Origin of the sequence: Streptomyces asoensis, assembly GCF_016860545.1 — a bacterium.
GTDB lineage: Bacteria > Actinomycetota > Actinomycetes > Streptomycetales > Streptomycetaceae > Streptomyces > Streptomyces asoensis.
Genome location: NZ_BNEB01000005.1, coordinates 2,536,645 through 2,561,230 on the forward strand (window position 1 = coordinate 2,536,645; position 24,586 = coordinate 2,561,230).

18 protein-coding genes are annotated in these 24,586 nt (G+C 72.6%); 4 read left to right on the forward strand and 14 right to left on the reverse strand.

Features of this window, described 5'->3' with window-relative positions; genetic code table 11:
• Positions 1-121 precede the first annotated feature (121 nt).
• Complete coding sequence (locus Saso_RS33810) at positions 122-1,102, reverse strand: proline dehydrogenase family protein (protein WP_189926730.1); 981 nt, start codon at positions 1,100-1,102, stop codon at positions 122-124.
• 164 nt (positions 1,103-1,266) lie between these two features.
• On the opposite strand from Saso_RS33810, the gene Saso_RS33815 reads away from it, so the two are divergent.
• Positions 1,267-2,454 carry a PucR family transcriptional regulator gene (locus Saso_RS33815; RefSeq protein ID WP_229901478.1) on the forward strand — a complete coding sequence of 396 codons (1,188 nt, stop codon included), beginning with the start codon at positions 1,267-1,269 and terminating at the stop codon, positions 2,452-2,454.
• Between the two features lie 15 nt (positions 2,455-2,469).
• Here Saso_RS33815 and Saso_RS33820 read toward each other — a convergent pair whose 3' ends face one another.
• On the reverse strand, positions 2,470-3,066 hold the full coding sequence (locus Saso_RS33820; RefSeq protein ID WP_189926731.1) for a TetR/AcrR family transcriptional regulator: 597 nt from the start codon (positions 3,064-3,066) through the stop codon (positions 2,470-2,472).
• Between the two features lie 97 nt (positions 3,067-3,163).
• Between Saso_RS33820 and Saso_RS33825 the strand changes: the two genes are divergently transcribed.
• A complete protein-coding gene (locus Saso_RS33825; protein WP_189926732.1) occupies positions 3,164-4,684 on the forward strand; it encodes an MFS transporter in 1,521 nt (506 codons plus the stop codon).
• Between the two features lie 177 nt (positions 4,685-4,861).
• Here Saso_RS33825 and serA read toward each other — a convergent pair whose 3' ends face one another.
• From serA to Saso_RS33855, 6 genes are all read right to left on the reverse strand, one after another.
• Complete coding sequence (serA, locus tag Saso_RS33830; protein WP_189926733.1) at positions 4,862-6,451, reverse strand: phosphoglycerate dehydrogenase; 1,590 nt, start codon at positions 6,449-6,451, stop codon at positions 4,862-4,864.
• Positions 6,452-6,685: 234 nt separating this feature from the next.
• A complete protein-coding gene (gene ilvC / locus Saso_RS33835) occupies positions 6,686-7,684 on the reverse strand; it encodes a ketol-acid reductoisomerase (protein ID WP_020131430.1) in 999 nt (332 codons plus the stop codon).
• Between the two features lie 139 nt (positions 7,685-7,823).
• Positions 7,824-8,348: an acetolactate synthase small subunit gene (gene ilvN, locus Saso_RS33840; protein WP_020131429.1), complete on the reverse strand. Its 525-nt coding sequence runs from the start codon at positions 8,346-8,348 to the stop codon at positions 7,824-7,826.
• A gap of 21 nt (positions 8,349-8,369) precedes the next feature.
• Positions 8,370-10,220 (reverse strand): acetolactate synthase large subunit, encoded by a 1,851-nt coding sequence (locus tag Saso_RS33845; RefSeq protein ID WP_189926734.1) that lies wholly within the window; start codon positions 10,218-10,220, stop codon positions 8,370-8,372.
• Between the two features lie 271 nt (positions 10,221-10,491).
• Positions 10,492-13,602 (reverse strand): putative bifunctional diguanylate cyclase/phosphodiesterase, encoded by a 3,111-nt coding sequence (locus Saso_RS33850; protein ID WP_189926735.1) that lies wholly within the window; start codon positions 13,600-13,602, stop codon positions 10,492-10,494.
• A gap of 412 nt (positions 13,603-14,014) precedes the next feature.
• Positions 14,015-14,968: a 2-hydroxyacid dehydrogenase gene (locus Saso_RS33855; protein ID WP_189926736.1), complete on the reverse strand. Its 954-nt coding sequence runs from the start codon at positions 14,966-14,968 to the stop codon at positions 14,015-14,017.
• A gap of 77 nt (positions 14,969-15,045) precedes the next feature.
• Here Saso_RS33855 and Saso_RS33860 point away from each other — a divergent pair, with 77 nt between their 5' ends.
• Positions 15,046-16,041, forward strand: coding sequence for an aldo/keto reductase (locus Saso_RS33860; RefSeq protein ID WP_189926737.1), 996 nt, complete (start codon positions 15,046-15,048; stop codon positions 16,039-16,041).
• A gap of 114 nt (positions 16,042-16,155) precedes the next feature.
• On the forward strand, positions 16,156-17,316 hold the full coding sequence (locus tag Saso_RS33865; protein ID WP_189926739.1) for a PQQ-dependent sugar dehydrogenase: 1,161 nt from the start codon (positions 16,156-16,158) through the stop codon (positions 17,314-17,316).
• A 16-nt stretch (positions 17,317-17,332) separates the two neighbouring features.
• Here the strand turns inward: Saso_RS33865 and Saso_RS33870 are convergent, their stop codons facing one another.
• The 6 genes from Saso_RS33870 to Saso_RS33895 all read right to left on the reverse strand — a co-directional run bounded on the left by Saso_RS33870 (position 17,333) and on the right by Saso_RS33895 (position 24,583).
• A complete protein-coding gene (locus Saso_RS33870; RefSeq protein ID WP_189926741.1) occupies positions 17,333-17,554 on the reverse strand; it encodes a DUF6191 domain-containing protein in 222 nt (73 codons plus the stop codon).
• Between the two features lie 23 nt (positions 17,555-17,577).
• Positions 17,578-20,667: a helix-turn-helix transcriptional regulator gene (locus Saso_RS33875; RefSeq protein WP_189926743.1), complete on the reverse strand. Its 3,090-nt coding sequence runs from the start codon at positions 20,665-20,667 to the stop codon at positions 17,578-17,580.
• A 95-nt stretch (positions 20,668-20,762) separates the two neighbouring features.
• Positions 20,763-20,972, reverse strand: a complete 210-nt coding sequence (locus Saso_RS33880) for a hypothetical protein (RefSeq protein ID WP_189926745.1) — start codon at positions 20,970-20,972, stop codon at positions 20,763-20,765.
• 197 nt (positions 20,973-21,169) lie between these two features.
• Positions 21,170-21,766, reverse strand: a complete 597-nt coding sequence (locus Saso_RS33885) for a hypothetical protein (RefSeq protein ID WP_189926747.1) — start codon at positions 21,764-21,766, stop codon at positions 21,170-21,172.
• Between the two features lie 35 nt (positions 21,767-21,801).
• Positions 21,802-22,377 (reverse strand): GNAT family N-acetyltransferase, encoded by a 576-nt coding sequence (locus Saso_RS33890; protein WP_189926749.1) that lies wholly within the window; start codon positions 22,375-22,377, stop codon positions 21,802-21,804.
• Positions 22,355-24,583 carry an MMPL family transporter gene (locus Saso_RS33895; RefSeq protein ID WP_189926751.1) on the reverse strand — a complete coding sequence of 743 codons (2,229 nt, stop codon included), beginning with the start codon at positions 24,581-24,583 and terminating at the stop codon, positions 22,355-22,357. Before Saso_RS33895 ends, Saso_RS33890 begins: the two co-directional genes overlap by 23 nt.
• Positions 24,584-24,586 lie beyond the last annotated feature (3 nt).

Below are 24,586 nucleotides of genomic sequence, written 5' to 3' on the forward strand. Positions count from 1 at the left end.
GTTACTCCTTCTGAGCGGGTGTTTCGAGCGGGGGGTGCGGGCTCGGCGCTTGGCGGTGGTCGGGGGGCGGGGGCCGCGGATCCGGCGGGCGGCGCGGGGGCCGCGTCGCCGGCGTCGTCGGTCAGCCCCGGGTGAGCATGGAGCGGACGAAGAACCGCAGGTTCGCCGGCTTCTCCGCGAGACGGCGCATGAAGTAGCCGTACCAGTCGGTGCCGTAGGCGGTGTAGACGCGCATGCGGTGCCCCTCGGCGGCCAGCCGCAGGTGCTCGTCGCCGCGGATGCCGTACAGCATCTGGAACTCGTACTCGTCGAGCTTGCGTCCGGCCTTGCGGGCCAGCTCCTGCGCGACGGAGATGAGGCGCGGGTCGTGGGAGCCGATCATCGGGTATCCCTCGCCCTCCATCAGGGTGCGCAGGATCCGGACGTACGCCTTGTCGATCTCGTGCTTCTGCTGGTACGCGACCTCGGCGGGCTCCTTGTACGCGCCCTTCACCAGCCGGACCCGGCTGCCGCTCGCGGCGAGCCGGCGGGCGTCGGCCTCGGTGCGGAACAGGTAGGCCTGGATGACGCAGCCGGTCTGCGGGAAGTCCTTCCGCAGCTCCTCGTGGATCGCGAACATCGAGTCGAGGGTGGTGTGGTCCTCGGCGTCCAGGGTGACGGTGGTGCCGATGGCGGCGGCGGCCTCGACGACCGGCCGGACGTTGGCCAGGGCGAGCTCGTGCCCGCCGCCGAATGCGGGGGCGGGCCCGGAGGGCCCTTCGATCGGGGCGGTGGTGGGCGACGGGAGGGCCTGGCCGAACATGGACAGCTTCACCGACATCTCGACCCGCTCGCCCAGACCGAGGTCGCGCAGCCGGTCGATCAGCGCCAGATAGGCGTCCCGGGCGGCGCGGGCCTGCTCAGGGGCGGTGATGTCCTCGCCGACGACGTCCATCGTCAGCTCCAGCCCCCTGGCGGTGAGCTGCTCGATGACGGGAACGATGTCGTCGACCGTCTCACCGGGGATGAAGCGGTCCACGACCTGCTTCGTCACCGGGGCCGCCGAGATCAGGCGTCGCATCCGGTCGCTGCGCGACGCGGCGAGAATCACGGGACCCAGCACGGGGAACCTCCACATACCAACCCATACGAGGCCGATACCCGACGTCCGGGGAACGGCACGGAGAACCACCGTGAAACCTAAGGATCCCTCCGATCGTGGGCCATCGACAGCTGTCACGCATCCGTGCCGCCGATCTCAGACATATGTATGAAGGGGCGGCGGGGATGGGGGAGAATGCCGTGGTGACGGCCGACAACAAGGGTGACTACCAGGAGCTGGTCGACGAGATCTCCGAACTGCTCGGCGCCCCCGCCACCCTGGAGAACCGCGACTTCGAGCTGATCGCCTTCGGCGTGTACGACAGCGAGGACGAGCTGGACGCGTCCGCGCTGGACCCGGTGCGCGCCCGCTCGATCCTGACCCGCCGCTCCACACCCGCCGTGCGCACCTGGTTCGAGGGCTTCGGCATCACCCGCGCGAGCGGCCCGGTGCACATCCCGCCCACCCCGGAGGCCGGGGTGTTCCGGGGGCGCGTCTGCCTCCCGGTGCGCCACCGAGGCGTGGTCCTCGGTTACGTGTGGCTGCTGGACGACGACCCCGGCCCCACCCGTGCGCAGCTGGCCGCCGCGATGGAGGTGACCGTGCGGATCGGCGCCCTCCTCGCGGACGAGGCCCTGCACGGCGCCGACCTCACCCGGGAACTGCGGGCGGCGCTGACCGCGGTCTCCGCCTGGCAGGGCGAGAGCGCGGTGGCCGACCTGCGCACGGCGCTCGGGGCCCGTGCGGACGGACCGCACACGGTGGTGTGCGTGGCGCCCTGGCCGTCCGCGGACCCGGACGACGCCCCTTCGCTGCGCACCCTGCCGGGGGCGACGGCCCTGTGCACGGTGCCATGGACGGCGGCCGGGCCGTGCCTGGCGGTGCTGGTGCGGCTGCGTTCCGCGGACACCCTCACCCCGGCGACCTCCGCGGCGGCCCGGCTGCTGGAGCGGGCGCCCGGAGCGGCGGCCGGCGTGGCCGCCGGACGGGCCGGGCTGGAGGGGATCGGGGCGGCGTGGAAGGAGGCGTCGATGTCGGCGCGGGCCGCGCTCGCCGAGCCGCGCCTCGGCCCGGTCGCGCGGTGGGATTCCGTCGGCCCCTACCGTCTGCTGACCTCGCTGCCGCCCGCGGCCGCCGAGGACCCCTCCGTGCGGCCCCTGCTGGCGCCCGCCCACCGGGAACTGGCGCGTACCGCCGAGGTGTACCTCGACCGCGCGGGCCAGGCCGGCCGCACGGCCGCCGAGCTGGGCGTGCACCGGCAGACCCTCTACTACCGGCTGTCACGGGTGGAGCAGCTGACGGGCCTGGACCTGGACGACGGCGAGGACCGGCTGCTGCTGCACATGGCGCTCAAGGCCGCCCGCCTGCCCTGACGGCACGGCGGGCGGTCAGTCGCGCGCCGCCCGCGCCCCCGCGATCACCCGCCGCAGCCCCTCGGTGAGCTGTGCCGCGTCGGTGGCCGAGTCGGGGTCGAAGAGCCACTGGACCATGAGCCCGTTGAGGAGGGTCTGGTAGAAGCGGCCCTCGGTGTCGACGGTCTCCCGGTCGAGCCGGTCCTCCGGGACGCCGTTGAACATGGGCACGATCCCCGACCGCCCCTGCTCCTGGGCCTCGGCGAGCAGCTTGCGCACCTCCTGGAGCCGGTCGGAGTAGATGATCACCTCCAGACTGAGCATCCACACGGCCCGCGCCTCGGGCAGGGAGCGGATGACGTTCGCCCAGACCTCCTCGAAGCGCTCGAGCGTCCCGGGCTCCGACGAGGTCCCGCCGCCCGCCCCCCAGCCGGGGTCGAAGGAGTCGCCGAGACCCTCGATCAGGGAGACGTACGCCTGCACCAGCAGGGCGTCCTTGGACCCGTAGTGGTAGCCGATGGACGCGAGGTTGGTTCCCGACTCCTTCACGATGTCGCGTGCGGTCGTGCGCACGAACCCCTTGTCCAGCAGGCAGCGCCTGGCGCCTTCCAGCAGATCTTCGCGGTGTCCCATGGCCGTCACCCTACTCCCGATCCATACAGCCGTCCTATACAAACGAATTATACAATCGTTCTAGACAACCGTTTAAGACGCCCGTACAGTCCTCGGCATGACGAACCCGACGAGCACCACCACACCCCCGGCGGTCCGCGCCGGCCGCCGTGAATGGACCGCCCTCGGCGTCCTGATGCTGCCGCTGCTGCTGGTCTCCATGGATGTCTCCGTCCTCTACTTCGCCATCCCGGCGATCAGCGCGGACCTGGCGCCGACCGGCACCCAGCAGCTGTGGATCTTCGACATCTACGCGTTCGTCCTGGCGGGCCTGCTGATGACGATGGGCTCGCTCGGCGACCGCATCGGGCGCCGCCGGCTGCTGCTGATCGGCGCCGCCGCCTTCGGCGCCGCCTCGCTGATCGCGGCGTACGCCGACAGCGCCGGGACGCTCATCGCCGCCCGCGCGGTCCTCGGCATCGGCGGCGCGACCCTGATGCCCTCGACGATGGCCCTGATCCGCACGATGTTCACCGACCCCGGCCAGCGCGCGAAGGCGATCGGACTGTGGTCGGGCGTCATGACCGGCGGCATCGCCCTCGGCTCGGTGATGAGCGGGGTCCTGGTCGAGTACTTCTGGTGGGGCTCGGTCTTCCTGGTCAACCTGCCCGCGATGGTCCTGCTGCTCGTCCTCGGCCCGGTCCTGCTCCCGGAGTCCCGCGACCCCGCCCCCGGCCGCTTCGACTGGCCGAGCGTCCCGCTGTCGATGGCCGCCGTGCTCCCCGTGATCTACGGCCTCAAGGAGATCGCCGCCGAGGGCTGGCACGCCGCCCATGTCGTCCCGGTCACGGTGGGCCTGCTCTTCGCCGCCCTCTTCGTGCACCGCCAGCGCACGGCCGCCGACCCGATGATCTCCCCCGCCCTGTTCCGCCGTCCCGGCTTCGCCCCGGCGGTCGTCCTGAACCTCGTCTCCTCGTTCGGGATGCTGGGTTCGGCCTTCTTCACCACGCAGTACCTCCAGTCGGTCCTCGGCAGGAGCGCGCTGGAGGCGGCCCTGTGGGCGCTGCTCCCCTCGGTGCCGATCGGCCTGGCCGCGCCGCTGGCCACGTCGCTGGTGCAGAAGGGCGTCGACCGCGCCCACGTGGTGACCGCGGGCTTCGTGACCGGCGCGGCCGGCTACGGCCTGCTCGCCCTCGCCGGCACCGACTCGATGTGGCTCGTGCTCACCGCCTGCGGGGTCCTCGCCTCGGGCATCGTCATGGTCCTCTCCCAGATGACGGACCTGGCGATGAGCGCGGCCCCGGTGGAGCGCGCCGGTTCGGCGTCCTCCCTGCTGGAGACGGGCGCCGAGTTCGGGGGCGCGCTGGGGATGGCCGTGCTCGGCTCCATCGGCACGGCGCTCTACCGCCACGACATGCCGGACTCGGCCCCGGCTGAGGCCCGCGAGACCCTCGGCGGGGCCCTGGCGGTCGCCGGCCGGCTGCCCGGGCGCACGGGAGACGCCCTGGCCACGGCGGCCCGCGAGGCCTTCACCCACGGGATGCAGGGCGCGGCGATCGCGGGAGCGGTGGTCCTCGCGGCCGCCGGGGTGGCGGCGACGGCAACCCTGCGACGAAGCCGCGTCGACGACGCCGAGTGACGGCACGGACAAGAAAACGCCGGACGGGCTGAGAAACCTCAGCCCGTCCGGCGTGCGTCTTCGAGCAACCGTCCGTGCACGTCCGTGCATTTCAGCCCGTCCGGCGTTTGGGGACGAGGCCCTTTCGGGGCCGGAGCGGGGGCCCGGGGGCGGCAGCCCCCGGACGTGCGGCGAACCTCAGACGAGGTTCACGGCACGAGCGGACGTCGCGCCGATCTCCTCCGCGACCTCCGCCAGCACCGCCGCGGGCACGGTGTCGTCGACGGTGAGGACGGCCAGCGCCTCGCCGCCCGCGACCGCGCGAGCGACCTGCATCCCGGCGATGTTGATGCCCGCCTCGCCGAAGACCCGGCCCACGGTGCCGACGACACCCGGACGGTCCTCGTACCTCAGGACGACCATGTGATCGGCGAGCGCGAGGTCGACGTCGTACTCGCCGACCGCGACGATCTTCTGGAGGTGCTTGGGACCGGCCAGCGTGCCGGAGACCGACACCTCCTCGCCGTCCGAGAGCGTGCCGCGCACGGTGACGACGTTACGGTGGTCGGCCGACTCGGAGCTGGTCGTCAGTCGCACCTCGACACCGCGCTCCTGCGCGAACAGCGGGGCGTTGACGTAGCTGACGGTCTCGTCGACGACGTCCTCGAAGACGCCCTTGAGAGCGGACAGCTCCAGCACCTTCACGTCGTGCTGGGTGATCTCGCCGTACACCTCGACGTCGAGGCGGACCGCGACCTCGCCCGCGAGCGCGGTGAAGATGCGGCCGAGCCGCTCGGCGAGGGGCAGACCGGGCTTGACGTCCTCGGCGATGACCCCGCCCTGGACGTTCACCGCGTCCGGGACCAGTTCGCCGGCGAGGGCGAGGCGCACGGAACGCGCGACCGCGATACCGGCCTTCTCCTGAGCCTCGTCGGTCGAGGCACCGAGGTGCGGGGTGGCGACGACCTGGTCGAACTCGAACAGCGGGGAGTCCGTGCAGGGCTCCTTCGCGTACACGTCGAGGCCGGCGCCGGCGACGCGGCCCTCCTTCAGCGCCGAGTACAGCGCCTCCTCGTCGACGATCCCGCCGCGGGCGGCGTTGACGATGCGCACGCTCGGCTTGACCTTGCGCAGCGCCTCGTCGCCGATCAGACCGACCGTCTCGGGGGTCTTGGGCAGGTGCACCGTGATGAAGTCGGAGACCTCGAGCAGTTCGTCCAGCGAGAGGACCTTCACGCCCATCTGGGCGGCGCGCGCGGGCTGGATGTAGGGGTCGTAGGCGACGACCTTCATGCCGAAGCCCGACATGCGCTGCGCGACGAGCGCGCCGATACGGCCGAGGCCGACGACGCCGAGGGTCTTCTCGGCCAGCTCGACGCCGGTGTACTTGCTGCGCTTCCACTCGCCGTTCTTCAGCGCGGCGTTGGCCTGCGGAATGTGGCGGGCGGTGGCGAGCAGCAGACCGCAGGCCAGTTCGGCCGCGGTCACGATGTTGGAGGTGGGGGCGTTGACGACCATCACGCCGGCCTTGGTGGCGGCGGGAACGTCGACGTTGTCCAGGCCGACGCCGGCTCGTGCGACGACCCTCAGTTTCTTCGCGGCGGCGATCGCCTCGGCGTCCACCTTGGTGGCCGACCGGATCAGGATCGCGTCGACGTCGGCGATGGCCGGGAGCAGTTCGGCTCGGTCCGCTCCGTTGCAGTGCCGGATCTCGAAGTCCGGGCCAAGCGCGTCCACGGTCGCGGGCGACAGCTCTTCAGCGATGAGTACGACAGGTTTCGAGCTCACGTGAGTCCTCACAAGTCCAAAGCGTGCGGACGGCCGTCCCGACGGCCGCAGGCGGAAGGAGGGGCTAGCCGCGTGGAAGACGCACGACGCTGTGGGCCTGAACGCGTATGTAGGCAGCAGTGTAGTGCTGCGGCGGAGGTCGCCTCATGCCTCCGCGGAAGGATCACCCGTCCGTGGTCGGACGGAATGGACAACGGGGCCGGAGCGTCGCGCTCCGGCCCCTGTCCGCGAGGCTCACGCCTCTTCGTTCACCCAGCTCATCAGCTTGCGCAGCTGCTTGCCGGTGGTCTCCAGCAGGTGCTCGGAGTCCGCGTCCTTGTACTCGTTGTACTTCTTCAGGCCGCCGTGGTACTCGTCCATCCAGTTCTGGGCGAAGGTGCCGTCCTGGATCTCGGCGAGGACCTGCTTCATCTCGGCCTTGGTGGCGTCGGTGATGATGCGCGGGCCGGTGATGTAGTCGCCCCACTCGGCGGTCTCGGAGACGCTCCAGCGCATCTTCTCCAGGCCGCCCTCGTACATGAGGTCCACGATCAGCTTCAGCTCGTGCAGGCACTCGAAGTAGGCGATCTCCGGCTGGTAGCCGGCCTCGACCAGGGTCTCGAAGCCCGCCTTGACCAGCGCCGAGGTGCCGCCGCAGAGCACGGCCTGCTCACCGAACAGGTCGGTCTCGGTCTCCTCGGTGAAGGTCGTCTTGATGACGCCGGCGCGGGTGCCGCCGATGCCCTTGGCGTAGGACAGGGCCAGCGCGAAGGCGTTGCCGGTCGCGTCCTGCTCGACGGCGGCGATCGCGGGGACGCCGCGGCCCTCCTCGTACTGGCGGCGCACCAGGTGACCCGGGCCCTTCGGGGCGACCAGGGCGACGTCGACACCGGCCGGGGCCTTGATGAAGCCGAAGCGGACGTTGAAGCCGTGGGCGAAGAACAGCGCGTCGCCGTCCTTCAGGTTCGGCGCGATGGACTCCTCGTAGACCTGGGCCTGGATCGGGTCCGGGATGAGGATCATGATGACGTCGGCCTCGGCGGCGGCCTCGGCCGGGGTCACCACGCGCAGGCCCTGCTCCTCGGCCTTCGCCTTGGACTTGGAGCCCTCGTGCAGACCGACGCGCACGTCGACACCCGAGTCACGGAGCGACAGCGCGTGGGCGTGGCCCTGGCTGCCGTAACCGATGACCGCGACCTTGCGGCCCTGGATGATGGACAGGTCGGCGTCGGCGTCGTAGAACAGCTCGGCCACTTTGGGTTCTCTCCTTGAGTGCAGGTGTTGCGTCCACCGTATGACGGCGGGCGGAAGGGAAGTCTCGGGGTCTCGGTATCCGGGCGGTCGGCGATCGGCGACCGCCCGGATCCGTTCGTCACGAAGACCGGTTGCGTACTTACGCCGACCGGTCGAGAGCGCGCAGCGACCGGTCCGTGATCGAGCGGGCGCCGCGGCCGATGGCGATCGTGCCGGACTGGACCAGCTCCTTGATGCCGTACGGTTCCAGCATCTTGAGCATGGCGGACAGTTTGTCGTTGCTGCCGGTGGCCTCGATGGTCACGGCCTCCGGGGAGACGTCCACGGTCTTGGCGCGGAACAGCTGGACGATCTCGACGATCTGCGAGCGCGTCTCGTTGTCGGCGCGCACCTTCACCAGAACGAGTTCCCGGTGGACGGCCTGCCCCGGCTCCAGCTCGACGATCTTCAGCACTTCGACGAGCTTGTTGAGCTGCTTGGTGACCTGCTCCAGCGGCAGGGCGTCGACGCTCACCACGATCGTGATGCGGGAGATGTCGGCGTGCTCGGTGACCCCCACGGCGAGCGAGTCGATGTTGAAGCCCCGGCGGGAGAACAGGGCGGCGATGCGGGCCAGGATGCCCGGCTTGTTCTCCACCAGGACGGAGAGCGTGTGCTTGGACATGTCTTCTTACGTCTCTCTCGCTCAGTCGTCTTCGTTGTCGCCGAAGTCGGGGCGGACGTCCCGGGCGGCCAGGATCTCGTCGTTGGAGGTGCCTGCGGCGACCATCGGCCACACCATCGCGTCCTCGTGGACGATGAAGTCGACGACGACGGGACGGTCGTTGACCGAGTTCGCCTCCTCGATGACCTTGTCGAGGTCGTCCGGGGACTCGCAGCGGATCGCGTAGCAGCCCATGGCCTCCGACAGCTTCACGAAGTCGGGGACGCGGGTGCCCCGGGCCTCCGGGTTGACGTCGTTGGGGCCGGAGTGCAGCACGGTGTTGGAGTAGCGCTGGTTGTAGAACAGGGTCTGCCACTGGCGGACCATCCCGAGGGCGCCGTTGTTGATGATGGCGACCTTGATCGGGATGTTGTTCAGGGCGCAGGTGGTGAGCTCCTGGTTGGTCATCTGGAAGCAGCCGTCGCCGTCGATGGCCCAGACCGTCTGGTCCGGCGCGCCCGCCTTGGCGCCCATCGCCGCCGGCACCGCGTAGCCCATCGTGCCCGCGCCGCCGGAGTTGAGCCAGGTGGCGGGCTTCTCGAACTGGACGAAGTGCGCGGACCACATCTGGTGCTGGCCGACGCCCGCCGCGAAGATCGTGCCCTCGGGGGCGAGCTGTCCGATGCGCTCGATGACCTGCTGCGGGGAGAGCGAGCCGTCGGTGGGCTGGTCGTAGCCGAGCGGGTAGGTGTCGCGCCAGCGGCTCAGGTCCTTCCACCAGGCGGTGTAGTCGCCCTGCTGGCCCTCGCTGTGCTCCTTCTGCACGGCCTGGACCAGGTCGGCGATGACCTCACGGGCGTCTCCGACGATCGGCACGTCGGCGGCGCGGTTCTTGCCGATCTCCGCGGGGTCGATGTCCGCGTGCACGATCTTGGCGAACGGGGCGAAGCTGTCCAGCTTGCCGGTGACCCGGTCGTCGAAGCGGGCGCCGAGGGCGACGATCAGGTCGGCCTTCTGGAGACCCGTGACCGCGGCCACCGAGCCGTGCATGCCCGGCATGCCGAGGTGCTGCGGGTGGCTGTCGGGGAACGCGCCCAGCGCCATCAGCGTGGTGGTGACCGGCGCTCCGGTCAGCTCCGCGAGGACCTTCAGCTCGGCGGTGGCGCCGGCCTTGAGGACACCGCCGCCGACGTACAGGATCGGCCGCTTCGCGGCGGTGATCAGCTTGGCGGCCTCGCGGATCTGCTTGGCGTGCGGCTTGGTGACCGGGCGGTAGCCGGGCAGGTCCATGGCGGGCGGCCAGGAGAACGTGGTCTTCGCCTGGAGGGCGTCCTTGGCGATGTCGACCAGGACCGGGCCGGGCCGGCCGGTGGAGGCGATGTGGAACGCCTGCGCGATCACCTGCGGGATGTCCTCGGCCTTGGTGACCAGGAAGTTGTGCTTGGTGATCGGCATGGTGATGCCGACGATGTCCGCCTCCTGGAAGGCGTCCGTGCCGATCGCCTTCGACGCCACCTGACCGGTGATCGCCACGAGCGGCACCGAGTCCATGTGCGCGTCGGCGATGGGCGTCACCAGGTTGGTGGCGCCGGGGCCCGAGGTGGCCATGCAGACGCCGACCCTGCCGGTGGCCTGCGCGTAACCGGTGGCCGCGTGGCCCGCGCCCTGCTCGTGCCGGACCAGGACGTGGCGGACCCTCGTCGAGTCCATCAGCGGGTCGTAGGCGGGAAGGATCGCGCCGCCGGGAATGCCGAATACCGTGTCGGCGCCGACCTCCTCGAGAGAACGGATGAGGGACTGCGCACCCGTCACGTGCTCGACGGTCGCGGAGTGTCCTCCGGATCGGGGCCGCGGCTGCGGATGGGCCCCGGTGGCCTGCTCGGTCATCGGCATTCTCTTCTCGATGCTGAGGGTTTTACTGAGGGTTTCCCCGAGGTCTGACTCAGGGTCCTACCGGTCTTTTCCCGAGTACGGCGGGGGGCCGCGCCGGGTTTTGTGCAACAAAAAACCCCTCGTGCCATAAGGCAAGCGAGGGGAGCGCGCCGGGTGGGTTCGCTGGGAGTTCCGGTCATCCGGAGCGTCACCAGCTTCAGCCGACGCGCTTTCCAAGTACGAGAATTCGGGTGCGCATGGCATTGACCCTCCCCCCGGCGCGCACCGACTGTCAAGTGGGTGGGACGGGAGTCTCATTATGTGAGCGAAGGGCACTACCGCTCCCCAGGACGGCCGTGACGGTTCCGGCGGCGCCACCGGCATGGACACCACTGGTGTACACCCCGGCGCCACCGCCCGCGAACGCGGGTTCGGCGGGTCCGTGCGGCACCGGGTAGCGGCCGGTCGCCAGGGCCCGGCGCAGGCGGTACTCGTCCAGGGGGCCGGAGAACGCCATGCCCTGCCCGTGGGTGCAGCCCATCGCGCGCAGGGCGACGACCTGCTCGGGCAGGTCCACCCCTTCGGCGACGGACTGGAGCCCGAGATCGGAGGCGATGCGCAGCAGACCGCTGGTGATCTTGTGCAGCCGCGCGGACTCGACGACCCCCTCCACCAGCGAGCGGTCGAGCCGGAGCACGTCGACGGGGAGCCGCCGCAGCGCCGTGAGGGCCGCCTGACCGCTGCCGAAACCGTCCAGGGCGATCCGCACCCCGAGGCGCCTGAGGGCCCCCAGACGGCGCTCCAGCTCGTCGAGCGGGACCCGGGGGTCGGTGTCGGAGAGCTCGACCACGAGGGAGCCTGAGGGCAGCCCGTGCCGGGTCAGCAGCGCTTCGACGGAGCCCAGCGGCATCGACCGGTCCAGCAGCCGGCGGGCGCCCACCCGCACGACCACGGGCAGGTCGAGTCCGCTCGCGGCCCGGTCGGCGGCCTGTTCGACGGCCTCCTCCAGCACCCAGCGCCCGAGCTCGGCCGTCCGGTCGCCGTCCTCGGCGACCCGCAGGAACTCGGCGGGCGTGAACAGCACTCCCTGCGAGGAGCGCCAGCGGGCCTGCGCGGCGACCGACGAGATCCGGCCGTCCTCCAGACGCACCACGGGCTGGTGCAGCAGCGCGAACTCGCCGTCGTGCAGCGCGGCACGCAGCCGCGTGGCCAGCTCCGCCTTGCGTACGACGTCCTGCTGCATCTGCGGCTTGTACAGCTCGACCCGGCCCTTGCCGCCCGCCTTGGCGCGGTACATGGCGAGGTCGGCGTTGCGCAGCAGTTCACCGGCGCCCAGACCGGGCTCGGCGAAGGCCACGCCGATGGAGGCGGCGACGCGGACCTCGTTGCCGTCGATGAGGTACGGCTGCGACAGCGTGAGCCTGAGGCGGTCGGCGAGTTCCCCTATATGGCGTTCGCGGGCGGCGCGGTCGCGGGTGCCGTCGCCGACGATCAGGGCCGCGAACTCGTCACCGCCCAGCCGGGAGGCGGTGTCCGACTTGCGGACCGCGTCCTGGAGCCTGCGGGCGGCCTGGACGAGCAGTTCGTCGCCGGCCGCGTGGCCGATCGTGTCGTTGACCGCCTTGAAGCCGTCGAGGTCGATGAACAGGACGGCCGTGTTGCGCAGGGCGGGGCCCCGGTCGGAGCTGCGGCGGCCGGAGAGGGCCTGCTGGACCCGGCGGGTGAACAGCGCGCGGTTGGGCAGGTCGGTGAGGGGGTCGTGCTCGGCGTTGTGCTGGAGCTGCGCCTGGAGGCGCACGCGCTCGGTCACGTCCCGGCTGTTGAAGATCAGGCCGCCGTGGTGGCGGTTGACGGTCGACTCGACGTTGAGCCAGCCGCCGTCACCGGAGGTGAAGCGGCACTCGATGCGGGTGGTGGGCTCCTCCTGGGGGCTGGCGGCGAGGAAGCGGCGCACCTCGTGCACCACGCAGCCGAGGTCCTCCGGGTGGATGAGGTCGGCCAGTTCGGAGCCGACCAGGTCCTCCGCGGGCCGTCCGTAGACCCCGGCGGCGGCCGGGGAGACGTAGCGCAGGACACCGCTGGGCGCGGCGATCATGATGACGTCGCTGGATCCCTGCACCAGGGAGCGGAAGTGGTTCTCCTTCTGCGCCAGTTCCTGGGTGAGGGTGATGTTGTCCAGCAGCATGATCCCCTGACGCACCACCAGGGCGAGCACGACCGTGCCCCCGGTCAGCAGCACCACACGGTCGACGCTGCGGCCGTTGAGGACGTTGTAGAGGATCCCCAGCGTGCAGACGGCGGCGGCGAGGTACGGCGTGAGCGCGGCCAGGGAGCCCGTGATGGGCCGGGTGACCGGGTAGCGGCCGTGGTCGCCGCCCTGCGGGGCGGGCCGGCCGGGCGCCTGTTCGGACGCGGGCTCGGGCCGGCGGCCGGCCGGTCGCGGCGTGGAGACCGGCGGGCGGGCGGGACCGTGGGGGTGTCCCGCGGAACGCTGGCCGGGTACGTGTTCGTGCACCACACGCGTGTGCCCCTCCCCCGCGGCCGGCCCCCGCCCGCGCGCGGCGGCCCAGGGTGCGTACGCCAGGAGCAGCGAGCCCGCGAACCAGCCCGCGTCGAGGAGTTGGCCCGAGCGGTAGTTGTTGTGCAGCAGCGGCGAGGTGAACAGGGCGTCGCACATGACGGTCAGCGCGAGCGCGCCGACGGCCGTGTTGACGGCCGTGCGGTTCACCGCCGTGCGGCGGAAGTGCAGGACCAGCACCATGCTCACCAGGGCGATGTCGAGCAGCGGGTAGGCCAGGGACAGCGCGGCGTGCGCCACGCTCGGCCCGTCGAACTTGGCCGCCTGGGCGAGCGCGAGGCTCCAGGACAGGGTGAGCAGGGAGCCGGCGATCAGCCAGGCGTCCAGGGCCAGGCAGACCCAGCCGGCCTTGGACATGGGCCGGGCGGCGAGCACGAGCAGCCCCACGATGGCGGGGGGTGCGAAGCACAGGAAGAACAGGTCGGCGAAGCTGGGGCTGGGCACGGGCCGGCCGAGGACCACCTCGTACCAGCCCCAGACGAGGTTGCCGAGGGCCGCCATCGCCGAGGAGAGCGAGAACAGCAGCCAGGCGGGTCGAAAGCGGACGCGCCGGGTGCGCGCGTAGAGGAAGCAGGAGACCGCGGCGGTGCCGGCGGCCGCGGTCAGTCCGAAGTCGCCCATGATCAGGGCGAGCCGGTCCGAGCCCCAGCCGAGTGCGGAACCGACGGCGTATCCCGCGCACAGGAGGGCGAGCAGCAGTTGGTGGACCAGGTTCGATCCGGGGCCGCCGGCGGACGGCGGCACGGTGCGGGGCGTCCCCGTCGCAGGCGCTGTCCGCAGCGCTCCGTCGAGGAGGGGCGTGGAGGTGGTCGACGGGGAACTCACCGGATCCTCCCGGTTCGCGTCGCTCCCGGGTCCCTCGGGTGCCGGGCCGCCGGTGGCGCGTGCTCTCCGTGACCACCGCACCGGTGACGGTGAGGGCCGTGATGAGCGCCGTGACCGGACCGGCGCGCGGCCGAGCGCCAGGGTCGCCGCCGGCGGCTCCGCCGCGTCGGATCGTTCGTCCATAGGCCGTGCATCGCCCGTCGCCCCCCTCACATGTCTCAGATGTCCATCCCTGACGCCGAACGTGCGCGGCGCAGCCCCTGTCGGGACGATACACCAGTCTCGTCACTCAGGGACATAGTTCCTCTACGCTGCGTGACGATCATCGGCATATGCGCCCGGATGAGGTACGGAACGCGTCCGCAGGACTGCGGAGGGTGCCCGGACCGGGGCAGTGGGGCACCCCCGCCCGTCACGATCCGTTCGCCGTGCCCGTCGTAAGGATCACGTTGCGCAACGGCTCCCGGTTCACGAAGCGGCCCAACTGGTCCACCAGCAGGCGTACGGCCCGGGGCAGGAAGGCGGAGGTGGGCCCTCCGACGTGCGGACTGACGAGGACGCCCGGGGCGGTCCACAACGGATGCCCCGGCGGCAGCGGTTCGGGGTCGGTGACGTCGAGCGCCGCGGTGAGACGGCCGCCGCGCACCTCGGTGAGCAGCGCCTCGGTGTCGACGACCGGGCCGCGGGCCACGTTCACGAGCAGCGCGCCGTCCTTCATACGGGCCAGGAACGCGGCGTCGGCGAGACCGGTCGTGCTGTCGTTGAGGGGCGTGCAGAGGATCACGACGTCCGCCTCGGGCAGGAGGGCGGGGAGTTCGGCGATCGGGTGCACGGGACCGCGCGCCGTCGCGCGCCAGGAGCGCGCGACGCGCGCCACCCGCGCCACCTCGAAGGGCACGAGCCGGTCCTCGACGGCGGAGCCGATGGAGCCGTACCCCACGATCAGGACGTTCTTGTCGGCGAGCGCGGGCCGGAACCCGGCCAGCCACTCCCCCCGGTCCTGGGCGCGGACGAAATCGGGGATGCCGCGCAGCGAGGCGAGGATCAGGGTGAGCGTCAGTTCGGCCGTGCTCGCCTCGTGCACCCCGCGCGCGTTGCACAGCCGCACTCCGGGTGGCAGGGACGCAAGGGCGGGCTCGACGTGGTCGATGCCGGCGGACAGGGTCTGGACGACCTCGAGCGAGCTCATGGCCGCCAGCGGCCGCTGCCCCAGGGCGGCGGGCTTCATGTAGGGGACGACGTAGAAGACGCAGTCGGCGGGGTCCGCCGGGTAGTCCTGCGCACCGTCCCAGAAGCGGTAGTTCGGCCCTTGCGGGAGGCCCTCGATCTCCTCCGGCGGGAGGGGGAGCCAGACGTCAGCACTCATGGTCAGGAGGCTATGTCAGGCACGCGCGTGTGCAGCGGCTAGGTTGGGGGGCTCGGGAGAGGGAGGGTCACGGGCAGGTGGAGCGCAGGACGATCGGCGCGGGGGCGCTCGAGGTGGGAGCCGTCGGTCTCGGGTGCATGCCGATGAGCTGGGGCTACAGCGGGTCGCGGCAGCGCGGCGACGAGTCGCTCAGAGCGGTGCACCGGGCGCTGGACGAGGGCTCGTCCCTGCTGGACACCGCCGACATGTACGGCCCGTTCACCAACGAGCTGCTGATGGGGCGGGTGTTGAAGGAGCGGCGCGGGGACGCGTTCGTGTCGACGAAGGTCGGTCTGCTCGTCGGGGACCAGCACATCGTGGCCAACGGCCGCCCCGGGTACGTGAGACGGGCCTGCGACGCTTCGCTGCGCCGGCTCCAGACGGACGTGATCGACCTCTACCAGCTGCACCGGGCCGATCCCGAGGTCCCGGTCGAGGAGACCTGGGGGGCGATGGCCGAGCTCGTCCGGGCGGGGAAGGTGCGGGCGCTCGGACTGTGCGCGGTGGGGGCCCGGGGCGGCAGGCGGTCGGGCGGGCTGTACGACGGAACGATTCGTCAGTTGCGGCGGATCCAGCAGGTGTTCCCGGTGAGCGCGGTGGAGGCGGAACTGTCGGTGTGGTCGCCCGAGGCGCTGGAGACCCTGGTGCCCTGGTGCGCGTCGCGCGGTGTGGGATTCCTGGCGGCGATGCCGCTGGGCAACGGCTTCCTCACCGGCACCCTCACCCCCGGCCAGGGCTTCGAGCCCGACGACATGCGGGCCCGGCACCCCCGCTTCACCGCCGAGATGATGGCCGCGAACCAGCCGATCGTCGTCGGACTGCGCCGGATCGCGGCCCGGCACGGCGCGGCGGTGACGGCCGCGCAGGTGGCCCTCGCCTGGGTACTGGCACAGGGCCCGGGCGTGATCCCGGTGCCGGGCGCCAAGCGGCAGCGGTGGGTGGCGGAGAACGCGGCGGCCTGCGGACTGCGGCTGACGGCGCGCGACCTGGCGGAGGTCGCGGAGCTGCCGGCGGCCCGGGGATCGTGGGACTGAGACGTGGTCCGGGTGCCGCTTTCGGGTCGCGACGGCCCGGACCGGGAACCCGGGAGGCCCGAACGACGTAGGACAGGTGAAGCCCGCCGCGGGAAGCGCCGTGCCGAAGGGACCATGATCGTGCGACGACGAGCTGTATCGGCCGTGTTGGCCGCGAGTGCACTGCTGGTGACGGCCGGCTGCTCCTCCGGCGCCGGCGGGCCGTCGGCCCCCTCCGCCGACGCGTCCCCGAGCCGTACGGCGGCGCAGACCTCCCCGGCCGCCGAGGCGACCCCGCCCGCCAAGGGCACGGTCGAGGTGGTGCGCACCGTGGCCGAGGGCCTGGACACCCCGTGGGGTCTCGCCCCGCTCCCCGAAGGGGGCCTGCTGGTCGCCTCACGCGACGCGGGGACGATCACCCGGGTGGACACCGGGACGGGCAGGAAGACGGAGCTGGGCGAGGTGCCCGGGGTCTCGGCGGCCGGCGAGGGCGGTCTGCTGGGCCTCGCGCTCTCCCCCGACTACGCCTCGGACCGCATGGTCTACGCGTACGTCACCTCTGCCTCGGACAACCGGGTCCTGCGCATGATCTACGACCCCGCCCGGCCCGCGGGCGATCAGCTGGGGGCACCCGACACGGTCTTCAAGGGCATCCCGAAGGGCATGATCCACAACGGTGGCCGGATCGCCTTCGGCCCCGACCGGCTGCTCTACGTCGGCACGGGCGAGACCGGCGACCGGGGGCTCGCGCAGGACAAGAAGTCCCTGGGCGGCAAGATCCTGCGGCTGACCCCGGAGGGCGACCCCGCCCCCGGCAACCCCTTCCCGGACTCCGCGGTGTACTCGTACGGCCACCGCAACGTGCAGGGGCTGGCCTGGGACTCCCGGCAGCGCCTGTTCGCCTCGGAGTTCGGCCAGGACACGTGGGACGAGCTGAACGCGATCGAGCCCGGCGCCGACTACGGCTGGCCGACGGCCGAGGGCAGCTCCGGGGACGCGCGGTTCCGCGATCCGATCGCCCAGTGGCACACCGACGACGCCTCCCCCAGCGGTGTCGCCTACGCGCAGGGCTCGATCTGGACGGCCGGGCTCAAGGGGCAGCGTCTGTGGCGGGTGCCGCTCAAGGGCACGGCCGCCTCCGCCGACCCGCAGGCCTTCCTGAAGGGCGAGTACGGGCGGCTGCGCACCGTGGTGGCGGCCGGGGGCGACAGGCTGTGGGTCACCACCAGCAACACGGACGGCCGGGGCGACCCGAAGAAGGGGGACGACCGCATCCTGGAGCTGAAGGTGAGCTGAGGCGGGCGGTCCCGGCTCACCCCGGCCGGTCCGCCTGCTCCGGATCCTCCGGTCCTCCCGCTTCCGCCGGTCCTCCCGGCTCGGAGGGCCGCACCACGACCCTCCCGGACGCGAGGTCTATCGGCCCGCGCCCGGGGTCGCCGTCCCCGACGTCCTCCCGGGTCAGTTCCAGCCGGTTCTGCTCGTCCCGGGTGTGCTTGCGGCCCGGCGCGAAGAGGTCCTCGAAGGCGTTGAACATGCGTTCTCCCTTGTGGGCTGACCTCATTGTCGCGCGGTGAGCCGTTCCCCGGCCTCCGGCGGGAACAGCCCCAGCCGGTGGGCCACGGCCGCGGCCTCGCCGCGCCCCGAGACGTCGAGCTTGGAGAGGATGTTCGACACGTGCACGCTCGCCGTCTTCGGGGAGATGAACAGCACCTCGGCGATCTGCCGGTTGGTGCGCCCGGCGGAGACCAGCCGCAGGACGTCGCGTTCGCGGCCCGTCAGCCCCAGGGTCGCCAGCGGGTCCGGGGGACCGGCCGGCGCGCTCACCGGGGCCTCGGCGGGAGCCGGGGACAGCCGGGCACGCCGGCCGAGGAGGGTCACGGCCTCGGTGAGGGGGCGGGCGCCCAGGTGGGCGGCGACCGCGCGGACGAGCCTCAGCAGCTCTGCGGCCCGTTCGCGTTCGTCGTCGCCGCCGCGGCCGAGCAGGGACTCGGCCAGTCGCAGGCGGGTGCGGGCCAGGTCGTAGGGGCGCTCCAGGCATTCGAAGGCCGCGACCGTCTCGGCCCAGTCGTCCGGGTCCATGCGGCCCTCGGCGCGCAGGAGTTCGGCCCGCACCCAGCGTTCGTGGGCGTGCCAGACGGGTGCGATCGTGGCGAGCTTCTTCGCGGCCGCGCGGATGAGGTCGAGGACGGCGGCGCGGCCCGGGTCGGCGGCGTTCGACGCGCGGGCGTCGCTCTCGGCACCGGCGGCGGCGAGCAGCAGCGGCCAGGCGTAGCGCTGGGTGCCGGGCTGGAGATCGTGTCCGAGGGCGCGGCCGACGTGGGCGCGGGCGTCCGCGAGCCGGCCCTGCGCCGCGGCGAGCGTGATGGCGAGACGGTGGAGCGGCAGCCGGTTCTGGGGGGCGTTGTCGTGGGGGCCGTAGAGGTGGTGTGCGGCGGTGAGCCGGCGGTCCGCCTCGGCGAGGTCGCCGCGGGAGAGGGCGAGTTCGGCGAGCTGGGTGGCGTGCCAGCCGCGGACCGAGGCTCCGAGGCCCACCCGTCCTGCCGCGGCGCAGGCCCGGTCGGCCTCCTCCCAGCGGCCGAGGGAGAACAGGGACTCGGAGAGGTTGCCCCACACCCAGGCCTGCGCGTCGGGCGGTCCGTGGTGCCGGGCGAAGGCCAGTCCCTCCTCCAGGACGGGGACGGCCTCGCGGGAGCGCCCGACCGCCTCCAGTTCGGCGGGCAGGTTGACGAAGGCGTTCAGCGCGACGGCGGGCGTGTCCTCGGCGAGCGCCCGTTCCCTGACCTCGCGCAGCTCCGCGAGTCCGGCCTCGATGTGTCCGGCGTCGACCATGAGGACGCCGAGGACCTGGCGGGCGTCGAGTTCGGTCTCCCGGGCGCCGATCATGCGGGCGTACTCCACGGCCCGTTCGGCGGCTCCGTAGGCCTCGGGGCCGGGGACGTTCACCAGGGACCAGCACGCGAGGTGGGTGAGCACCTCGGCGTGGACCTCGTTGGGCGGCAGGCCGCGCAGCAGTTCCTGGGCGGTGAGCAGTTCCTCGCGGCCGCTGCCCCGGCCCAGGGAGTGCGTCAGCCGGGAGCACTGCAACCAGAACCACGCGGCCCGCAGGGGGTCGTCCTCCTCCTGGAGCAGGCGCAGCGCACGCTTGGTGATCTTCAGTGCGCGTTCGCGTTCGCCGCAGTAGCGGCCCGCGACGGCGGCCTCGGCCATCAGGTCGAGGTAGCGCAGCGGGGTGGCGGCCGGATCCCCGCCGTCGGCGGTCCCCCCGGGCCGCGCGGGCGGTACGGGAAAACGACCCCCGGTGTGGTCTGCGGCGCGCAGCGTGGCCCTGACGTCCTCGGGCACGGCCTCCCACAGCTCCATCGCCCTTTCCAGCAGCCGCAGTTGCTCGCTGTAGGCGCGCCGGGAGCGGGCCTCGGCGGAGGCGTCGAGCACGGCGGGGAGGGCTCGGGCCGGGTCGTGGGCGTGGTACCAGTAGCTGGCCAGCCGCATGACCCGTTCGTCGGCGGGGACGAGGTTCGGGTCGGCCTGGAGGGCTTCGGCGTAACGGCGGTTGAGGCGTGAGCGTTCGCCGGGCAGCAGGTCGTCGCTGACGGCCTCGCGGACCAGGGAGTGCCGGAAGCGGTAGCCGTCGCCGTCGGGGGTGGCGAGCAGGATGTTGGCGCCGACCGCGGCGCGCAGGGCCTCGATCAGCTCGTCCTCGGCGAGCCGGGCGACCGCGGCGATCAGCGGGTACTCGACGGCGGAGCCGCCCTCGGCGACGATCCTGGCGACCGTCTGCGTGCTCTCGGGCAGCGCCTCGACCCGGACGAGCAGCAGGTCGCGCAGGGTGTCGGTGAGGCCGGTGCAGCAGCCCTCGTGGGCCGCCACGGCGAGTTCCTCGACGAAGAAGGCGTTGCCGTCTGAGCGGTCGAAGATGGCGTCGACCTGGGCGGGGTCGGGTTCGGCGGCGATGATGCCGGCGATCTGGCGGCCGACCTCGTCGCGGGTGAAGCGGGCCAGTTCCAGGCGTCGCACGGTGCGCAGCCGGTCGAGTTCGGCGAGCAGGGGGCGCAGCGGGTGCCGGCGGTGGATGTCGTCGGAGCGGTAGGTGGCGAGGACGACGAGGCGGCCGGTGCGCAGGGTGCGCACCAGGTAGGACAGCAGGTGACGGGTGGAGGCGTCGGCCCAGTGCAGGTCCTCCAGCGCGACCACGACCGTGCGCCGCGCGGCGACGCGTTCCAGGAGCCGGACGGTGAGTTCGAAGAGGTGGGCCGTGCCCTCCCCGTCGTGGCGCCGTGCGGGGTCCGTCCCGCGCAGTTCGGGCAGCAGCCGGGCGAGTTCCTCCTCCTGGCCGGCCGCGGCGGCGGCCAGTTCGTCCGGCAGGGCCCGGCGCAGGGCGCGCAGGGCGGTGGAGAAGGGGGCGAAGGGCAGTCCGTCGGCGCCTATCTCGACGCAGCCGCCGACGGCGACGACGGCTCCCCCGCGTCCGGCGGCCGCCGTGAACTCCTCGACGAGCCGGGTCTTGCCGACCCCGGCCTCGCCGCCGATGAGCAGGGCCTGCGGCTCCCCCGCGGCGGCACGGGCGAGCGCCTCGTCCAGGGTGCCCGACTCCTCGGAGCGACCGACGAACACGGGGCTGACGGACCGGTTCTCCACGGGGGCGAGCATCGCACGCGGGTGCGCGGACGGCCCAGCGGATATCGCCGCGGCCCTGGTGGGAGGGCGGCCGACCCCCGTGCGGCCGCCCTGCGCCGTGCCGGTGCTCACGCGGGCCGGGCGAACCGGAGCCGGTGCAGGAGGCCGGTATGGGACGCGCCGGCGGCGCCTGCGTCCGCGCTTTCGGCGGCGGCGCGTTCGGCTTGCGCGCGCCGGGCGGCGCGGCGGCCCCGGACGGCCTCGCGGGCCTGTCGCTCGCCGGCGGCCCGGCGGCGGAGTTCGGCGGAGCGGGCCTGCTGGAGTTCGTACTCGTACATGGTGTGTCCCCTGGTGGGTCGGTTGTTCCGGCTTCGCTTGTCGCGATGACCCAACCTTCGTCTCCCAGGGGGGTCCGCCACATCGGGAGAGTTCCGCATCTTCGGCGGCGGGCGGCGCCTTAGACGCGCCGAAGGGGCCTTAGACGGGGCCGTGAGTGGCTCACGACCCCCTAAGACCCCTCCTGGCCTGCGGGTGCTCAGCTCGCGGGCGGCAGCCCGAGCAGGGCGTCGGTGTACTTCAGCACGGCCAGCAGCAGGCCGATGACGCCGATCGCCACGCCTGCCCAGGCGACGGACTTGATCCAGGGGGCCTGCGGGCGGCCGGGGGCGCCGAACGCGGGCCGGGCCAGGACGACGACACCGATGACCAGGGCGGCCAGCGCGAACAGGCCGGCCCACAGCGCGGTGGTCTGCCAGGCGTCGCCGTAGACCTCCTTGAGCTGGGTGGCCACGCCGGCGTTGGAGGAGGTCTGGAGCTGGCCGACGAGCGTCTCGCGGGCGGCGGCGACGGTGCCGATCCAGCCACCGGTCAGCGACACGACGCCGAGGGCGACGGAGACCACGGCCCCGGCGCCCTGGCCGACGCCGGTGGAACCCTCCGACCGGTCCGCGGCCTCCCCGGCGAGGAGCTCGTCACCGTCCTCGGTGCCGGCGGCGGGGCCGTCGGCCGCCTCCGCCTGCGCCCCGGCCGCTTCCTCGGGTGCCGCGGTCTTCGTGACGTCCACCTTCTCCTCGTCGCGCTTCGCCTCGGTACCGGATTGCGCGCCGGCCTCGTCCACAGTCTTGGTTCCCATACCTCGCACCGTACGGACGCTCTCTGAGAGGTCCCTTAATGATCGCTGTGAGCGTCGCGCGCGCGTGCGTCGCGCCACTCCTGGGCCAGCACGGACCACACCTCGAGGTCGTGCCGCACCCCACGATAGGGGTAGGACTGCCGGCGTACGCCGTCGCGGGTCATCCCGAGCCGCCGGGCGACGTCCAGGCTGGGGGTGTTCCCCGCGGAGGCGATCCACTCGACGCGCTGGATCCCGCGCTGTTCCACGGCGAAGTCGATCAGCACGCGCATGGCCCGGGTGACGAGGCCGCGTCCGGTACCGGCGGGTTCCAGCCAGCAGCCGACCTCGCAGTTCGCGTCGGCGGCGTCGAAGTTGAGGAAGAGGACCCCGCCCACGAGCCGGCCGTCCAGCCACAGGCCGTGCAGCGAGCCGGTGTCGGCGGCGCGCATGTCGGCGTACCGCTGGAGCGCCGCCCGTGCGGTGGCCACGTCGGTGGCCTTGGAGCCGAAGGGCACGTACTGGTTGATGAACTCCCGGCCCCGCTCCAGGTGCGCCAGGAACTCCTCGGCGTGCCAGGGCTCCAGCGGGCGCAGCTCCGCCCCGTCGTCACCCAGCGATATCGCGTACATCCGGCCGGCGCTCCTTCTCCAGTGCCTCCACTGTCTCGGTGAGCCTCTCATGGGTGGCACGGCACTCGGGCGGCTCGATGCTGATCCGCGGCAGGTACCGGTCGAGGCGGCGCGGCAGCCACCAGTTCGCGCTGCCGAGCAGGTGCATGAGGGCGGGCACCAGCAGGGTGCGCAGCACGAAGGCGTCGAGGGCGACGGCCGCGGCGAGGGCGATGCCGAACATGGCGATCACCCGGTCGCCGCTGAGCACGAAGGCGAGGAAGACGGAGATCATGACGACCGCCGCGGAGTTGATCACGCGGCTCGTCTCGGCGAGCCCGACCCGGACGGCGCGCCGGTTGTCGCCGGTCTCCAGCCATTCCTCGTACATCCGGCTGACCAGGAACACCTGGTAGTCCATGGAGAGCCCGAAGAGCACCGACACCATGATCACGGGGAGGAAGGGCTCGATGGGCCCCGCGCGGCCGAGCCCCAGCAGTTCGCTCCCCCAGCCCCACTGGAAGACGGCCACGACGATCCCGAAGGCGGCGGCGACGGCGGCCACGTTCATCACGGCGGCCTTGAGCGGTATCCCGACGGACCTGAACGCGAGCAGGAGCAGCAGGCAGCCCAGGCCGACGACGGCGCCGACGAACAGCGGGAGCTTGCCGACGATGACGTCCGCGAAGTCGTCGTAGCCGGCCGTCACTCCGCCGACGTGCACGTCGAGGGTGGTGCCGGTCTCGGCGCGGGGCAGCACCTCGGTGCGCAGCCGTTCGACGAGTTCGCTGGTGCGCTGCGACTGGGGTGCGGACCCGGGGACGACGGTGAGGTACGCGGTACGGCCGCCCGAGCCGAAGGTCACCGGGGTCACCGACGCCACGTCCTCGGTGGCGCGCAGGGTGGTGCCGAGATTGTCGAGGGCGAGCCGGTCCTCGGCGCCCCCGACGCGGGTCACGAGGGTGAGCGGCCCGTTCACACCGGCGCCGAAGCCCTCGGCGAGGAGGTCGTAGGCCTGCCGGGTGGTGGCGGACTCGGGTCCGTTGCCCTGGTCGGAGGTGCCGAGGCGCAGGGAGAGGGTGGGCAGGGCGAGGACGGCGACGACGGCGAGGGCGCACGCGCCGAGCTTCCTGGGGTGGCGTTCGACGAACGCCGACCAGCGGGCGGCGAGGCCCGTCGGCAGCTCCGGCCGGGGCCCGTGCTCGGCGAGCCGGCGGCGTTCGCGGCGGCTGAGGGCGCGCATGCCGATGAAGGACAGCAGGGCGGGCAGCAGGGTCACGGAGGCGGCGACGGTGAGGACGACGGTCAGGGAGGCGGCGATCGCCACGCCGTCGAGGAAGCCCAGCCGCAGGGTCAGCATGCCCAGCAGGGCGATGCACACCGTGGCGCCGGCGAAGACGACGGCGCGGCCGGTGGTGGCGACGGCGTTCGTGGCGGCCTCGGTGACCGTGAGCCCCCGTTTCAGTCCGCGCCGGTGCCGGGTGACGATGAAGAGCGCGTAGTCGATGCCGACGCCGAGTCCGACGAGCATGCCGAGCATGGGCGCGAAGTCGGCGACGGTCATGGCGTGCCCGAGCAGCACGATGCCGGCGTAGGCGGTCCCGACCCCGACCAGGGCGGTGGCGATCGGCAGGGCGGAGGCGGCGAGCGACCCGAACGCGAGGAACAGCACGACCGCGGCGACGACCACGCCGACGATCTCGGCGAGATGCCCGCCGGAGGACTCGGTGAGCGCGACGGCGCTGCCGCCGAGTTCGACCTGGAGCCCGTCGGTCCCCGCGGCGCGCGCCGTGTCGACGACGGCCTGCGCCTCGCCCCGGGTGACGTCCTCGGCGCGGTCCTCGAAGATCACGGTGGCGTAGGCGGTGTGCGCGTCCTTGCTGATCCGCTCCTGTCCCTGGCCGTCGTAGGGCCCGGTCACGGAGGCCACGCCCGGGAGTTCGGCGATCCTGTCGAGCGCGCCGTTCATGGTCTGTTCGACGTCGGCGGCGCGCACGGAGCCGGAGGCGGTGTGCCAGACGACGGTGTCGCTGTCCCCGCCGAGGCCCGGGAAGCCTTCGGCGAGCAGCCGGGCGGCGCGGCCGGACTCGGTGCCGGGGACCTCGTAGTCGTCGGAGTAGGCGGAGCCGACGGCGAGTGCGGCGGTGGCGGTGCCGCCGAGAGCGAGGAGCCAGATCAGCACCGCGATGAGGCGGTTGCGGACACACCAGCGTGCGAGGGCTGCCACTTG